Raw genomic sequence first — 14,252 nt, forward strand, 5'->3', positions numbered from 1 at the left:
TAGCCGAAATAATTGGAGTTGCAGCAAGGCGGCAATGGAGTCAATCCCGATGAGCTGACGTTGGTCAGTGATTCGGGTTGCGAGAGCGGCCAACGCAGCGGCAGCTTCAAGTATGAAGGATATAAAAAACGCCGCATTAAGCGGCGTTTCTTATTTGTTCTCGCACGGCGTCCCGATGCGTTACAACTCAGTTAGCGATTAAACGCGAACGAAGTCGATGTGAGCCAGTTTTGGCTTGAACGGGTGACGCTGTACAGCCTGAACTTTAACTTTGGTTTCTTTACCGTCGATAACCAGAGTAATAGCTTCAGAGTAGAACTCCGCTTTAACTTCCATGTTCTTAACAGAATCATGGTCCAGTTTGATAGAAACTGGAGCAGCTGAGCCACCGTAAACGATAGCTGGGAATTTGTTTTCTGTACGCAGGCGGCGGCTCGCACCTTTGCCCTGCTCTGCTTCTGGACGTACTTCTACATTGATAGTGAACATGTATGTTTCTCTATATAAGAATGTTTGCCCCGCCACCTGCGACCGAGTGACGAGTTGAGTATTACAGCTTCCACGCGAGGCGAAAGCGGGCGGCATTATACCGGATTGTCATTAGGACTAAAAGGCCTATCTGGATGTTATCCGCGCAGCTCATTGGCCCGCCGATAGCGCCCCTGATAATCGAAAACTTTTTCGCGAATTTGCCAGAACTGGCCTTTCATCCGCGCTACCACAAAGTCGGGATGACGCAGCAATACCTGCTGGGCCACCACGTCTGCGGCGGTTTGCCACTCAAGCGGCACTCCCGGCGCGCGCTGATGTGGTCGCAGGAAGTTGTGCAAAAACGCCATGCGCTGGGCGGGTGTGCTTAAACGAAAACGCTCGGAGACGTCGGCACCGTCTTCATCGTAATAGGTGATTTTCAGCCATTCGCCTTTCTCATCGCGACCGTTTTCCAGATTCATGCCGCCGCAGCGCAGCACCAACGCATCTTTCAGGCGCAGTGCGGCTTTCAGCATGTCGTCCGGGTCGACCAGAATCTCCTGACACTGGTGACAGCGGCGCGCCGCAATGTCATTTTCTGCGCCGCAGTGCGGGCAACTTTTGAAGCGGAAGCGGAAATCGCACTGTTCTCGCTCCCCCTCGTCATCTTCTAACACGCCCTGACAGCGGCGGCCAAAGTGCTCGATAACCGTGCCGTCCTCGGTGGTTTTCCCCCAGAAGATGTTGGCGAAACCGCAGGCAGGGCAGAAGACCTGCACCGGCTTGTTGTCGCTACCCGGCTTATGGCTGCCCACTTCAGGGGTGAAAATGTCGTGCGGGTTTCCGGCGTAATCCAAAATCAGGCAGTCGGTTTTGCCCGGCGAAAGCCGCAGCCCGCGGCCGACAATTTGCTGGTATAGGCTGACGGATTCGGTAGGGCGCAGAATGGCAATCAGGTCGACATGCGGCGCGTCGAAGCCGGTGGTCAGCACCGAAACGTTGACCAGAAAACGCAGTTGCTGCTGCTTGAATTGGTTGATCAGCCGGTCGCGCTCTATGGCAGGCGTCTGGGCGCTGATCAGCGCGGCTTGCCCGGCGGGCAGCAGGCCGTAGATTTCGCCCGCGTGTTCGACCGTCGAGGCAAAAATCATCACGCCTTTACGTTCGGCGGCGAACTCGACAATTTGGCTGATGATATGCGGCGTAATGCGCTTCTGCTGGCGCAGCTCGTCATTGAGGTCCGCCTCGCTAAACAGGCCGTTACTGTTGGCTTGCAGGCGGCTGAAATCGTAGCTGACCACCGGCATGTCCAGCCGCTCCGGCGGCACCAGAAAGCCGTTCTTAATCATGTAGCGCAGCGGCAATTCATAAATGCAGTCGCGGAATAGGCTGTCGGCGTCACCGCGCACCATGCCCTGATGGTGATACTGGTAAATCCAGCCTTTGCCCAGCCGATAAGGCGTGGCGGTCAGGCCCAGCAGGCGCAGGCGCGGGTTATTGCTGCGCAGATGATGAATAATTTGTTGATACTGGCTGTTTTCGTCGTCAGAAATTCGATGGCATTCGTCGATGATCAACAGGGAAAATTCGCCACCGAAGGCCGCCAGATTGGGCGCGACCGACTGCACGCTGCCAAACACCACTTTGCCGCTGCTCTGTTTGATATTCAGCCCGGCGGCGAAAATGTCGGCTTCCATCCCGTAGGAGAGATATTTGGCGTGGTTTTGCGCCACAAGCTCTTTGACGTGCGCCAGTACCAACACGCGGCCACGGGCAACCCGCGCCAACTCGGCGATCACCAGACTTTTTCCCGCGCCGGTGGGTAAGACAATCACCGCCGGTTCGTCATGTTGGCGAAAATGACGCAGCGTGGCGTCAACGGCATCTTGTTGGTAGGGGCGAAGTGTAAAAGCAGTCACGTTAATCCACACAGGTTAGTACTGTAAATAAAGCCAGTTATGGAGTATGCCAACTTTTGGCATTGATGGCGATTATCTCTGCGTGCCGTGTTTTTGTTTCTCATTGATAAGGTTCTATGATGATGCGGCAAGCACGGCTATACTGAATGTTCACATCGGCAGCCCGGCTGCCCCCGCGTAATTCTGGTCACGCTCTGCGATGACTAACGCTTTGCAAAGATACGTACCGAATAACTCTCAACCCCGTCAGCAGCCTTTTGGTAGCGGCGGGGTGTTGTATTTTATCAGTAGAGCGGCCTGCGAGGTCGCCAAGAAAGGTTAGGCAGATTCAATGCGTCTCGATAAATTTTTAGCCCAGCAGCTGGGTGTAAGCCGCGCAATCGCGCTGCGCGAACTTCGTAACAAACGCGTGACCGTGGACGGCGAGATCGTCAAAACCGGTTCGCTAAAGCTGGACCCCCAGCAGCGCGTCGAATTCGACGGCAACGTGCTGGAGCAGATCACCGGTCCTCGCTACTTTATGCTCAACAAGCCGCAGGGTTATGTGTGCTCAACCGATGACCCCGATCATCCGACGGTGCTCTATTTCCTCGAAGAGCCGGTGGCTTACAAGCTGCATGCCGCAGGGCGTCTGGATATCGATACCACAGGTCTGGTCTTAATGACCGACGACGGCCAGTGGTCGCACCGCATTACCTCTCCGAAACATCATTGCGAGAAAACCTATCTGGTAACCCTCGAACAGCCGCTGGCCGAAGATACCGCCGCGCAGTTCACCGCCGGTGTGCAATTGCACAATGAAGAGTCGCTGACCAAGCCAGCCGTGCTGGAGCAGTTGGAAGAGTGCGTCGTGCGCCTGACCATCAGCGAAGGCCGTTACCATCAGGTAAAACGCATGTTTGCCGCCGTGGGTAACCGCGTGGTGGAGCTGCACCGCGAACGCATTGGCGACATCGTGTTAGATGAAGATCTAGAGCCGGGCGAATACCGCCCATTAACAGAAGCAGAGATAGCCAGCGTAGACGTTCCTGGCCGATAAACCCGTCATCCTTCGCGCTGCAACGGCGTTGGCTGCCCTTGCTCACCCCGGTTGCCGCCTTGTTGCAACGCGAATGATTTAGGGTTTGGCTCTGATAATTAATGATTTTTATGTCGTGAAAAGGAGCAGGTGAACGTGGAAGAGAAACGGGTATCCCATGTGGGTTTGATCTTCATTTTGGGATTGCTGTCGATGTTGATGCCGCTGGCTATCGACATGTATTTGCCAAGTATGCCGGTCATTGCCAAAGAGTTTGGCGTGCCAGCGGGCAGTGTGCAAATGACCCTCAGCGCTTACACGCTGGGCTTTGCCGTTGGGCAGCTTTTCTACGGTCCGATGGCAGACAGCCTTGGTCGTAAGCCGGTTATCTTCTGGGGCGTGCTGGTCTTCGCGTTAGCGGCAGCGGCCTGCGCAATGGCGCAGTCGATTGAGCAACTGGTCCACATGCGTTTCCTGCACGGCCTGTCGGCTGCGGCGGCGAGCGTGGTGATCAACGCTCTGATGCGCGACATGTTCACCAAAGACGAGTTCTCCCGAATGATGTCTTTCGTGGTGCTGGTGATGACCGTCGCTCCGCTGCTGGCGCCTATGCTGGGTGGCTTGCTGATGGTGGTGTTTAGCTGGCACGCGATTTTCTGGGCGATGGCGATTGCCGCGCTGATCGCCGCGACGCTGGTGGGGGTCTATATCAAAGAGACGCTGCCGGTTGAGCGTCGGCAGAAATTCCGCCTGCGCACCAGCCTCGGCAACTTCGCCTCGCTGTTCCGCCACAAGCGCGTGCTGAGCTATATGCTGGCGAGCGGCTTCTCCTTCGCCGGGATGTTCTCCTTCCTTAGCGCCGGGCCTTTTGTCTATATCGAGCTGAACGGCGTTTCTCCACAGAACTTTGGTTTCTACTTCGCCTTAAACGTGGTGGCGCTGGTGATCCTGACGGTGATCAACGGCCGCTATGTTCGCCGCAAAGGGGCGGAGTGGATGTTCCGCTTTGGGCTGATGGTGCAGTTCGTGATGGGGCTGTGGCTGGTGATTGTGTGCATCTTCAATCTGCCATTCTGGACGCTGGTTATCGGCGTGGCGGGGTATGTCGGGGTTATCGCCATGGTCACGTCGAATGCGATGGCGGTGATTATGGATGATTTCCCTCACATGGCGGGCACGGCGGCCTCTCTGGCGGGAACCCTGCGTTTCGGCACCGGGGCGTTAATCACCGCGCTGCTGGCGATGGTGCCTGCGCACAGCGCCTGGCCGATGACCATCAGTATGGCGTTCTGCGTGGCTATCGCCATGATGCTCTACTTATATGCAAGTCGGCCGCTAAAAGCGGCCGTGGCGAAAGAGTCTTAAGTCACTTCCTCTGGCTCCCTCCCGATCTAGGGCAGGGAGCCAGCTCCTCGTTTTATCCTGCAATCTGCGCATTCACGCTCTGGCTTTTACGCGACGCTTTGGCCCGCGCGTAGTCATCCGCCATCGCCTTGGCGCGAGCGCCGGGAACCAGCGCCATATCGCACTCTTTCGGCAGCGTCATGGTCACCAGCGCTGCAATCAGCAGTGAGGCAACCAGCGCGTAAATCGCCGTGCTTTGACCATACAGGCCCACCAGCACGCCCACCAGATAAGGGCCGCAGAAGCCGCCGAGATTACCCAGACCGTTGATCACGCCGCGCGCGCTGCCCGCCACTTCTGGCGTGGTGACCTTGCTCGGGATGGTCCAGAAGGCGCTGGTGGCGGCCTGCAGGAAGAACCCGCTGCCGACCAAGAACCCGTAGGAAACCCAGATATTGCCGCTAGCCATCACCGACGCGGCCAGACAGGCGGCGAAGCCACACAGCGGCAGCACAATAAACATGCGGCGTTTGCCGGTTTTGTCGGAGAATACCGACATGGTCAAAATACCCAGCATGGTGCAGACGTAAGGGATGATTGCCAGCATGCCCACCGAGCTCATGTCGCCGCCGGTCAGGTTTTTCAAGATGGTTGGCAACCACAGGGTGTAGCCGTAAATCCCGCTCTGGTAGAAGAAGTTAATGATGATCAGTTTGCGAATCGAGCCGTTGAGGAACACCTCTTTCAGCGGCGCGCGCTGCACCGGGGCCAAGGCGCGCAGGGCTTCACGCTCGCGATTCAGCTCTGTTACCAAGTAGTCGCGTTCGCGCTCGGACAGCCATTTGGCTTCTTCCGGGCGGTCACTGATGGTGAACCACCAGAACAGCATCACCGCCAGCGACAGGCCACCTTCGATGATAAACAACCAGCGCCAGTCGAGGGCGTCAATAATCAGGCCGGAGAGCGGGGCGGTGATCATGCCGCCGAGCGGGGCAAACATCAGCACATAGGCGTTTGCACGCCCGCGCTCTTTATCCGGGAACCAGTTGCTGACCATGGTCAGCACTACCGGCAGCATCCCGCCTTCAGAGACACCCAGCGCGAAGCGCAGGAACAGCAGTTGATATTGGTTGGTGACCATGCCGGTCAGCACGGAAATTACCGCCCACGCTACCAGTGACCAGGCAATAAATTTACGGCCGCTGCCGTGAACCGCAATGCTGCCGCCGGGCACCTGTAAGAACAGATAACCAATGAAGAAAATACCTGCCGCAAGACCGGCCATCGAGGCGGTAATACCTAATTCAGCATCCATGCCGCCGGGCATCGCAAAACTAATATTCACCCGATCCATAAAGGAGATAATACAGGCGATTAATATTGGCGTGATGACGCGTAACCAACGGGCTTTAGGGATTTTATTATCCATCGTTAACACCTCGGTTATACAGGGAATCTCTACCGGTGATTTACATCACCGGCAAAGGGTCCATCAGTTCTTATATAAAGCGCTTTTATTAACGCCTTTTTTTAAGGTCATGGGGTGGGAGCAATATTTCTAATCCAGATGTTTATGTAAATTGCTCAGGACTTTCTCACTCATTGCCTGACGTGTTTCATGGGTTGCGCTGCCCAAATGCGGCTGTAATACCACATTGTTCATGGCAATTAATTCCTGTGGAACTTGAGGTTCTTCGGCAAATACGTCCAAACCCGCCCCAGCGATTTGTTTATCTGTTAATGCCTGAATTAAATCGCCTTGGTTAATCACGCTGCCGCGAGAAATATTGATCACCAGCGCGCTGTTTGGCAGGGCGTTAAATACCGATTTATCGATAATTCCGGCTGATTTCGGGCCACCGGAGACGGCGATAATTAACACATCGCTTTCGGCTGCCAGCTGCTTAACGTCCGGGTAGAAGGTGTAAGGAAGTTCAGGTTTCTTGTGGTTGCTGGCGTAAGCCACGGTCATGTCGAAGCCCAGCGCGCGGCGGGCAATGGCTTGACCAATCTGACCCATACCGAAAATCCCCACTCGTTTGCCGCTGACTTTGCTGGATAATGGGAAACCGCCGTTTGGCCATTTACCGTCGCGAACAAACTGGTCGGCCTGACAAATATTGCGCGAAGTGGCGAGTAATAACGCCAAAGCCATATCGGCGACGTCGTCGGTTAATACCCCTTCGGTAATTTCGACGTGGATATTTTTATCGGCAGTATACTCTACATCAATGGCATCGGTGCCGACGCCAAATACCGAAATAACCTTTAAGTCCGGCAGTAATTCCAGCACGCTATTTTTTGCGCCGAAATCCCCGCGCGTGACTAAGCCGACAATGCCTTTTCCTTTATTCGCCAGAAATGAGTGCGGATCATCCTGTTCAAAATATTTCTCAACGGAAAACTGTTGTTCCAATTTTTCAGTCAGGCTATCCATTACCGGAGCCAGAATTAATACCCGCGCTTTATTCAGTGAAGTCATGTCAGTTACCTGCTGCTATTCGGATTATCTTTAAAGTGACACTGCACTTCTCAGTTGATGCCCTAATAAAAGCATTTTCAGGAAACTATTTTGTGACTGAGGTCACGTTGGATCATGTTAAAAAAGGATGTTACTGGTAACGTGATCTGGGTTCCTCCCCGGCGAGGGGAGGATAAAGGGGAGTTAAATGGTGCCGCCGAGGGAGATGCGGTAATGCAGGTCGACGCGTTCAATGGTCGGCAGGTTTTTGATTTTTTTCAGTAATATCTCCGCTGCCACTTTGCCCATTTCAAAACGCGGGGTGATGACGCTGGCCAGCAGCGGGGTGGTGGCGAGGCCAATATCCAGACCGTGGAAGCCGGAAATTGCCATCTGCTCGGGGATTTTGATCCCTTGTTTCAGACACTCTTGTAACACGCCCACCGCAATATCATCGTTAGTACATAACACTGCGTTAACCTCGGGGTAGAGCTGCTGCGCCAGCGCTAACATACCCGCGCCAATCGACACCGACGACACCCGGTTCGGCGTGATGTGCATTGGCTCCAGCCCGCGTTCTTGCATCGCCAGGCTGTAACCTTGGTAGCGTTTTTTGTCCCGCGCGTCGGACATCGAGCCGAAATAGACCACCTGCTGCTTGCCGCTCGCCAGCAGGGTGTTAGCCATATCATACCCGGCCTTAAAGTTGTCGAAACCCACCGCGATACGGCCATGAGTGTCATCGAGGTCCATCACCTGCGCGATAGGAATGGCGGCGGCATTCAGGTATTTGTCAGCTTTCAGGGTGTGTACTGAGTCAGTCAGGATTAGACCTGCCAGCTGGTAGGTCAGCAGATTGATAATATGCTCTTCTTCCCGTTCTTTGCTGTACTCATAGTTCACTACCAGCGTCTGATAGCCCTGCTGCGAAGTGACAGATTCGATGCCTGCCAGCAAATCGGAGAAAATCTGATTATTAAAAGAGGGCACCAGAATGCCAATGCGTGGCGTTTTTTGCGGTCGTTCGACATCTTCCAGCGGGTAGCCCACCTCTTCCATGACTTTAGCAATGCGATCGCGCGTCTCGGGCGACACCTTCTCAGGGGTACGCAAAAAACGGCTGACGGTCATTTTGGTTACATCGGCGAGTAACGCGATATCTTGCAAGGTGACGCGCTGGTTTCTCATCCGTGCAGGGTCCTGTAAGAAGAAAGAAGCATGATTATGCAGGAAACATGTTAGCAAAATGATAGCGATCACGCTTGTGGTAACAGAGTTTGTTAACACGGAGCACAGTGATCTGCGTCACAGTTTGCCCGCCGATAAACCGCTTAAGTGTGACATATCGAATTCCTCACTTTTACAGCTTATTTATAGACGGACGCCATCATGACAAACCTGTTCTCCCTCGATAATAAAAGAATTCTGGTCACCGGCTCAACGCGCGGTATTGGCTTCCTGCTGGCGAAAGGGCTGGCGCAGCACGGCGCAGAAATTATCGTCAACGGCACCTCGCAAGACACCACCGAAAAGGCGGCCGAGGCGTTGCGCGGCGAAGGTTTTATTGCTCACGCCATCTCGTTTGACGTCACCAACAGCAAAGCGGTGAACGCCGCCATTGACCAGATTGAAAGTGAAATCGGCCCGATTGACGTTTTGGTTAACAACGCCGGTATCCAGCGCCGCCACAAATTTACCGAATTCCCTGAGAAAGACTGGGACGACATCGTGGCGGTTAACCAAAAATCCGTGTTTCTGGTGTCACAGGCCGTGGCGCGTTACATGGTGAAACGCGAACGCGGCAAAATCATCAACATTGGCTCAATGCAGAGTGAGCTGGGCCGCGACACCATCACGCCTTACGCCGCGTCGAAAGGGGCGGTGAAGATGTTGACCCGCGGCATGTGCGTCGAGCTGGCCCGCTACAATATTCAGGTCAACGGCATCGCGCCGGGCTACTTCAAAACCGATATGACCCAGGCGCTGGTGGATAACAAAGAGTTCTCCGACTGGCTGTGCAAACGCACGCCGGCCGCCCGCTGGGGCAACCCGGAAGAGCTGATCGGCGGCGCGGTATATCTGTCCTCCAAGGCCTCCGATTTCGTCAACGGTCATCTACTCTTTATTGACGGTGGCATGCTGGCTGCCGTGTAAACGGGCATTGAATTAAAAGGATTGATCATGACCAAAATAGCCTTAGTGACCGGTGGTGGCAGTGGTATCGGGTTGAACGCGGCAAAAGCGCTGACCAATGTGGGCTTCACGGTGATCATCACCGGGCGCAACCCGCAGAAGCTGGAACAGGCGCTGGTAGAGCTGCCGTCGGGGAAGGCGATTGCGCGCCAGCTGGACGTCACCAATCCAGAATCAGTGGATGCGCTGTTTGCTGATATTCAAGCCACCTTTGGCCGACTGGACCTACTGTTTAACAATGCCGGCACCAATGCCAAAGACCTGCCCATCGAGCAGTTGCCGGTGCAGGAGTGGTTGTCGGTGATCAATACCAACCTGACCGGCGCGTTCTTATGCACCCGCGCCGCGGTGGGATTGATGAAACAGCAAAGCCCGATGGGGGGCAGAATCATTAATAATGGTTCGATTTCGGCCCAGTCCCCGCGGCCGAACTCAGCCCCTTATACCGCCAGCAAGCACGCCATCACCGGCTTGACCAAATCGACGGCGCTGGATGGCCGCGCCTTCAACATTACCTGTGGGCAAATCGACATTGGCAATGCTTCGACGGATATGGGGAATTTGGCGCTGGCGGGCAGGATGCAGGCCAACGGCGAGATTGCCGAAGAGCCGGTAATTCCGGTAGAGAGAGTGGGGGAAGCCGTGGCCTTTATGGCCGGACTGCCGCTGGATACCAACGTGTTATCCATGACCATTATGGCGTCGGCCATGCCGCTGGTCGGGCGCGGCTAGTCTGCACCAAGCTTAAAATGAAAACACCCGGCAGAGCGCCGGGTGTTGATTTCCTCTCAATCAGGCGTTAGCACGCCGTCTTCCCAGCCAGAAAATCAGCACTAATAAGATAACCACGCCAGCCACCATCGCCGGAGCCATATAAGGCTGCAACTTGGCAAGCAGGGTGATCGGCCCACCAGCGCGTAACACCGCGACGTCATGAGCATTCACCTGAATCGCCGCGTTGCCGTAGTGGGTCAGCACATAGTTGGAAATATCCGCGATTTGCTGATCGCTAAGCTGGCCGACATAAGAGCCTTCGCCAAATTTCGGCATCAGCACGTGGTGGTCGCCGACGTTGCGATCAACGCCGTACAGAATCGCCGAAATCAGGTTAGACGCATTGCCCAGCCCGGTCGCGGTATTGTTATACAGCGATGGATAAGCCTGATTTTTGCTGCCCGAGCCGTCCGGCTGGTGGCAGCTGGCGCAATAGCCGCTGAACAGCGCCGCGCCGCTATCAATGGTGCCATTGGCGTTGGCCGGATGGGCGCCGCGCAAACCTTCCTCGACGTTAAAGGCTTTACCAAAGGTATCGGCAGACTGCTTATCCTCAGGGTCGCGCACCGGGGGGCTGTTCTTGAGGTAGAAGGCAATGGCGTTCAGGTCGGAGTCAGGCAGGTATTGCAGGCTGTTTTCGACGGCTTCTGCCATCGGGCCAGCGGCCTGATTCTTGCCATTAGCGCGGCCGGTTTTCATGTATTCCACCAGCTCAGCCTGGGTCCAGTTACCAATCCCGCTCACCGGATCTGAACTGATATTTGGCGCATACCAAGGCCCGACCATGCCGCCAGCCAATGGCTTATCGGTCACCGAACCCATCATCAGGTTACGCGGGGTGTGGCAGGTGTCACAGTGCCCGGCACCGTTGACCAGATAAGCGCCGCGATTCCACTCGGCGCTTTTGCTGGCATCCGGTTTAAACGGCGTGTTGTCGAGGTACATCAAGTTCCAGCCCGCCATGGCAATCCGCATATTGAATGGGAAGGGCAGCGCCGTCTCTTGCGTCGGGCTTTCGACCGGTTTGACCTGCGTCTGGAAGTAGACATACATGGCTTTGATGTCTTCATCGCTCATGTGGCTATAAGAGGTGTAAGGCATGGCCGGGTAGAGGTTTTTGCCGTCCGGGCGCACCCCTTGGCGCACCGCGCGAGCAAACTGCTCCTCAGTGTAATTGCCGATACCAAACTGCTTGGATGGCGTGATGTTGGTGGTGAAAATGGTGCCCATCGGCGAGTGGATCGGATATCCCCCGGCGAAAGGCTGGCCGCCCGGATTGGTGTGGCAAGCCTGACAGTCGGCCGCGCTGGCGACCATTTTGCCCTGCTGCGCCAGCTCTGCCTGTGACAGATCGGCCTGCGCCGCGCCATTCAAAGCGATGCCAAACAGCGCGAGGCTGATGCCCTTCAGAAGCGTTATTTTCATGCCGCACCTGCCAGTTTCTTCGCCATATCATCGGCCGCTTTCAGGCCCAGTGCCGCCATGGTCAGGGTACTGTTGACCACGCTGGAAGAGGGGATCGCGCCGCCGCCCGGCAACCACAGGTTGGCGTGGTCGTGGGTGCGGCAGTTGCCGTCTACCACAGAATCTTTCGGATCGCTGCCCATAATGGTGCCGCCCATGATGTGGTTGTTGGCATTAAGACTGGTGGTGATGTTGAACTCATCGGCCATAAACAGCTGACCAATGTGCTCCAGCTGCTTGTGCGCCGCTTCTGCGCCTTTACGCACATAATCGCCGACGTCGTAATGAATATCCGGGCACGGCAGGCCGTGGGGATCTTTACGGGTTTTGCTCAGTGTCAGGCGGTTATTCGGGTCTGGCAGTGGCTCGAGGCTGATGGACAGGTCCACGCCATAGATGGCGCGGCGGCGGATCTCTTCATCCAACTCTTTACCCACCAGACCCATTTGCAGGGCTTTGGAGGTCGCCGGGATCACGCGGTTGATGTTGTTGAGGATCATCTTGTTGGCGGAATATTCTTTGCGGAACTCGCCGTCGCGTGGGCCAACCAGGCAGCTGCTCTGCGCCGGGCCGCGGCCAATCCACAGCGGCTCTTGGGCGATGAAGGTACAGTGGAAGCCCGAGTGGTCCATCATGTTACGGCCGACGTGATCGGACGAGTTGGCGATGCCGTTCGGGTTCTTCTCATTAGCCGCCATCAGCAGCAGGCGCGGGGTTTCAATGCCGTTACAGGCCAGTGCGAACACTTTGCCGGTGGCTTTATGCGACTGCTTTTTGTTGTCCAGCCAGTGAACGGCGGTGACATTGTTATTTTCGTCAGTATCGATTTTGTAAACCACCGCCTCGGCTAGCACCACGGCACCTTTGTTTTCGGCGCGTTCGACGTGGGCGATGCCGTTATACATGGCACCGATTGGGCAGATTGGCTGGCAGTTATTGTTGCCACAGCAGGTTGGGCGGCCATTCCACGGACGGGTGCTGCGGCCCTGGGGGATGGGCACTGAGCGATAACCGTGCGGGTTCACCACTTCGGCAAAACGGGTGTCGCCATAGCCGTAAGGCACCTGCTCCATCGGGTAGGGCTTGCTGCGCTCGGAAGGGGATTGCAGCTCGGGGTCGTTTGGCCCGGCAACGCCAATCTCTTCTTCGGCGCGGCAGTAATAAGGCTCAAGCTCGTCATAGGAGATCGGCCAGTCGCGGCCAACGCCGTACAGCGTTTTCATTTTGAAATCGTTCGGTACGTGTCTCCAACAGGAGGCTGCCCAGTGCCAGGTGGTGCCGCCGACGGTGCGCAGATAGCCCTGTTTAAAGCTGCTGGCGCTCGGGCCGGTCAGATGCACATAGTTGTTTTCTGGGAAGTAGAGCGGAGCCGGGGCGTTTTCCGACTGCGGGTAAAGCCCCTGATAGTCAGAGCCAGCGCGGTTTTCAAACGGCATGTTGCGCCAGTTTTCTACCGCCTGAGCGCGCTCAATGCGCAAACCGGCCTCTAGCACCAACACTGAGTAACCCTGACTGACCAGCTGATCGGCAATCATGCCGCCAACTACGCCAGAACCGACCACAATCACATCAGCGGACGCATCACCGTTCGCCATAAATTCAGGTTTTTTCATCAGGATTTACTCACTTGGTTGGTATCTGTAGCCGGGCCGAAACGGTCGGCACTCATCGCTTCGGGCATGGCGGCGGCTGGCGGCGCGGCGGTGAACCACAGCGGACCGTTGCCGCAGTAAGTTGGCACAATCAGGCCATCACTCACCGGGCGGTACATCAGTGCGTCTTTATAAGAGATTAAAATGGAATCGGTACCATGCCCGACCGAGCCGGTGTACCACGCGGTGACGATGTTAGTCACTAGATCGCCCAGACCTTGCTGTTTGGCTAACGCTTGCAGCTGTTTTGCTGTCTGATTGCTGTTAACCAGGGCATGTAGCCTACTGACCTGCAAAGGGAAGTCGGACTGGCCGCGCAACAGGGCGTTGAAAATTTGGGCTGAGGCCCCTTCGCTGAGATTCTTATGCTCAGTGACGGCTTGAGAGACAAGGTAGAACTGACCAAAAATTACCGGGGAGGCTTCTGCCGTGGCTTTTTCCGCCTGAGTCAGGAACGGAAAACCGAGTAAGGTGGTGGCCACCATCGCAGAGGTGAGCCCTTTAATCAGGTCACGGCGACTGAAACCGGTACCATTTTCGGGCGCATTGTTATCAATCATTGACGGATCATTATCCATTTCAATTCTCGCTGGTATTGGAATATGAGCCAAGCGGGCTCAGGAAAGGGAAAGCAGTAAAAACATAAAGCAGTAAAAACGGTGCGGATAATAATCCTAAAATTAAAAAGGGTGAAAACAAATCGTGCGATATTCTTTAACAAAAGATGTTTTTAAATTGTAAAAAAATAGAGTCAAGAAAGTAACGCCGATGAATTAAATTGGTTGAGATATGGGGTGAAAAAGGTTACAAAGAGGTCAAAACGAGATCTGGCTCGCAGAACGACCACGAGCTGGACATAAAATCATCAATTAGCCAACATTTTGTGTTCGTGAAGTTACAATAATGTTAATTATTTTGTTGAATCGGCGAGCGCACTTTGAGTTCAAAGGCTATAA

At 55.2% G+C, this 14,252-nt stretch carries 12 protein-coding genes; 4 read left to right on the forward strand and 8 right to left on the reverse strand.

The features are described from left to right. Nucleotides 1-198: 198 nt before the first annotated feature. Together rplY and SBO83_RS18050 are read right to left on the reverse strand one after the other, a co-directional pair. The gene (gene rplY / locus SBO83_RS18045; protein WP_353502731.1) at nucleotides 199-489 is read right to left on the reverse strand and encodes a 50S ribosomal protein L25; all 291 of its coding nucleotides are present in this window, start codon (nucleotides 487-489) and stop codon (nucleotides 199-201) included. Nucleotides 490-626: 137 nt separating this feature from the next. Next, a complete protein-coding gene (locus SBO83_RS18050; RefSeq protein ID WP_353502730.1) occupies nucleotides 627-2,390 on the reverse strand; it encodes a DEAD/DEAH box helicase in 1,764 nt (587 codons plus the stop codon). A 331-nt stretch (nucleotides 2,391-2,721) separates the two neighbouring features. Between SBO83_RS18050 and rsuA the strand changes: the two genes are divergently transcribed. Both rsuA and SBO83_RS18060 read left to right on the forward strand, forming a co-directional pair. Next, nucleotides 2,722-3,429, forward strand: coding sequence for a 16S rRNA pseudouridine(516) synthase RsuA (rsuA, locus tag SBO83_RS18055; protein WP_396132444.1), 708 nt, complete (start codon nucleotides 2,722-2,724; stop codon nucleotides 3,427-3,429). A 135-nt stretch (nucleotides 3,430-3,564) separates the two neighbouring features. Beyond that, the gene (locus tag SBO83_RS18060) at nucleotides 3,565-4,773 is read left to right on the forward strand and encodes a Bcr/CflA family multidrug efflux MFS transporter (RefSeq protein WP_353502728.1); all 1,209 of its coding nucleotides are present in this window, start codon (nucleotides 3,565-3,567) and stop codon (nucleotides 4,771-4,773) included. 52 nt (nucleotides 4,774-4,825) lie between these two features. Here SBO83_RS18060 and SBO83_RS18065 read toward each other — a convergent pair whose 3' ends face one another. The 3 genes from SBO83_RS18065 to SBO83_RS18075 all read right to left on the reverse strand — a co-directional run bounded on the left by SBO83_RS18065 (nucleotide 4,826) and on the right by SBO83_RS18075 (nucleotide 8,401). Next, nucleotides 4,826-6,181 carry an MFS transporter gene (locus tag SBO83_RS18065; protein WP_396132445.1) on the reverse strand — a complete coding sequence of 452 codons (1,356 nt, stop codon included), beginning with the start codon at nucleotides 6,179-6,181 and terminating at the stop codon, nucleotides 4,826-4,828. Nucleotides 6,182-6,310: 129 nt separating this feature from the next. Continuing rightward, nucleotides 6,311-7,234: a 2-hydroxyacid dehydrogenase gene (locus SBO83_RS18070; RefSeq protein ID WP_396132446.1), complete on the reverse strand. Its 924-nt coding sequence runs from the start codon at nucleotides 7,232-7,234 to the stop codon at nucleotides 6,311-6,313. Nucleotides 7,235-7,417: 183 nt separating this feature from the next. Further along, entirely contained in the window at nucleotides 7,418-8,401 is a 984-nt protein-coding gene (locus SBO83_RS18075; RefSeq protein ID WP_185689687.1) for a LacI family DNA-binding transcriptional regulator, read from the reverse strand. A 201-nt stretch (nucleotides 8,402-8,602) separates the two neighbouring features. On the opposite strand from SBO83_RS18075, the gene idnO reads away from it, so the two are divergent. After that, entirely contained in the window at nucleotides 8,603-9,367 is a 765-nt protein-coding gene (idnO, locus tag SBO83_RS18080) for a gluconate 5-dehydrogenase (protein ID WP_396132447.1), read from the forward strand. 27 nt (nucleotides 9,368-9,394) lie between these two features. Further along, a complete protein-coding gene (locus SBO83_RS18085) occupies nucleotides 9,395-10,138 on the forward strand; it encodes an SDR family NAD(P)-dependent oxidoreductase (RefSeq protein WP_396132448.1) in 744 nt (247 codons plus the stop codon). A 60-nt stretch (nucleotides 10,139-10,198) separates the two neighbouring features. On the opposite strand, the gene SBO83_RS18090 is transcribed toward SBO83_RS18085, so the two are convergent. From SBO83_RS18090 to SBO83_RS18100, 3 genes are read right to left on the reverse strand one after another with little or no spacing between them, the layout of a single operon-like run. Continuing rightward, a complete protein-coding gene (locus tag SBO83_RS18090; protein WP_396132449.1) occupies nucleotides 10,199-11,605 on the reverse strand; it encodes a cytochrome c in 1,407 nt (468 codons plus the stop codon). Further along, nucleotides 11,602-13,257: a GMC family oxidoreductase gene (locus tag SBO83_RS18095; RefSeq protein ID WP_185689691.1), complete on the reverse strand. Its 1,656-nt coding sequence runs from the start codon at nucleotides 13,255-13,257 to the stop codon at nucleotides 11,602-11,604. Before SBO83_RS18095 ends, SBO83_RS18090 begins: the two co-directional genes overlap by 4 nt. Beyond that, complete coding sequence (locus tag SBO83_RS18100) at nucleotides 13,257-13,874, reverse strand: sorbitol dehydrogenase family protein (RefSeq protein WP_396132450.1); 618 nt, start codon at nucleotides 13,872-13,874, stop codon at nucleotides 13,257-13,259. Before SBO83_RS18100 ends, SBO83_RS18095 begins: the two co-directional genes overlap by 1 nt. Nucleotides 13,875-14,252: the final 378 nt, after the last annotated feature.

Source organism: Ewingella allii (assembly GCF_044430645.1).
GTDB classification, from domain to species: domain Bacteria; phylum Pseudomonadota; class Gammaproteobacteria; order Enterobacterales; family Enterobacteriaceae; genus Ewingella; species Ewingella allii.

What these genes read in the sequence shown, in the direction of transcription:
- rplY (WP_353502731.1), bottom strand. Translation starts at nt 489, where the DNA reads ATGTTCACTATCAATGTAGAAGTACGTCCAGAAGCAGAGCAGGGCAAA.
- SBO83_RS18070 (WP_396132446.1), bottom strand. Translation starts at nt 7,234, where the DNA reads ATGACTTCACTGAATAAAGCGCGGGTATTAATTCTGGCTCCGGTAATG.
- SBO83_RS18075 (WP_185689687.1), bottom strand. Translation starts at nt 8,401, where the DNA reads ATGAGAAACCAGCGCGTCACCTTGCAAGATATCGCGTTACTCGCCGAT.
- SBO83_RS18100 (WP_396132450.1), bottom strand. Translation starts at nt 13,874, where the DNA reads ATGGATAATGATCCGTCAATGATTGATAACAATGCGCCCGAAAATGGT.
- idnO (WP_396132447.1), top strand. Translation starts at nt 8,603, where the DNA reads ATGACAAACCTGTTCTCCCTCGATAATAAAAGAATTCTGGTCACCGGC.
- SBO83_RS18090 (WP_396132449.1), bottom strand. Translation starts at nt 11,605, where the DNA reads ATGAAAATAACGCTTCTGAAGGGCATCAGCCTCGCGCTGTTTGGCATC.
- rsuA (WP_396132444.1), top strand. Translation starts at nt 2,722, where the DNA reads ATGCGTCTCGATAAATTTTTAGCCCAGCAGCTGGGTGTAAGCCGCGCA.
- SBO83_RS18065 (WP_396132445.1), bottom strand. Translation starts at nt 6,181, where the DNA reads ATGGATAATAAAATCCCTAAAGCCCGTTGGTTACGCGTCATCACGCCA.
- SBO83_RS18085 (WP_396132448.1), top strand. Translation starts at nt 9,395, where the DNA reads ATGACCAAAATAGCCTTAGTGACCGGTGGTGGCAGTGGTATCGGGTTG.
- SBO83_RS18095 (WP_185689691.1), bottom strand. Translation starts at nt 13,257, where the DNA reads ATGAAAAAACCTGAATTTATGGCGAACGGTGATGCGTCCGCTGATGTG.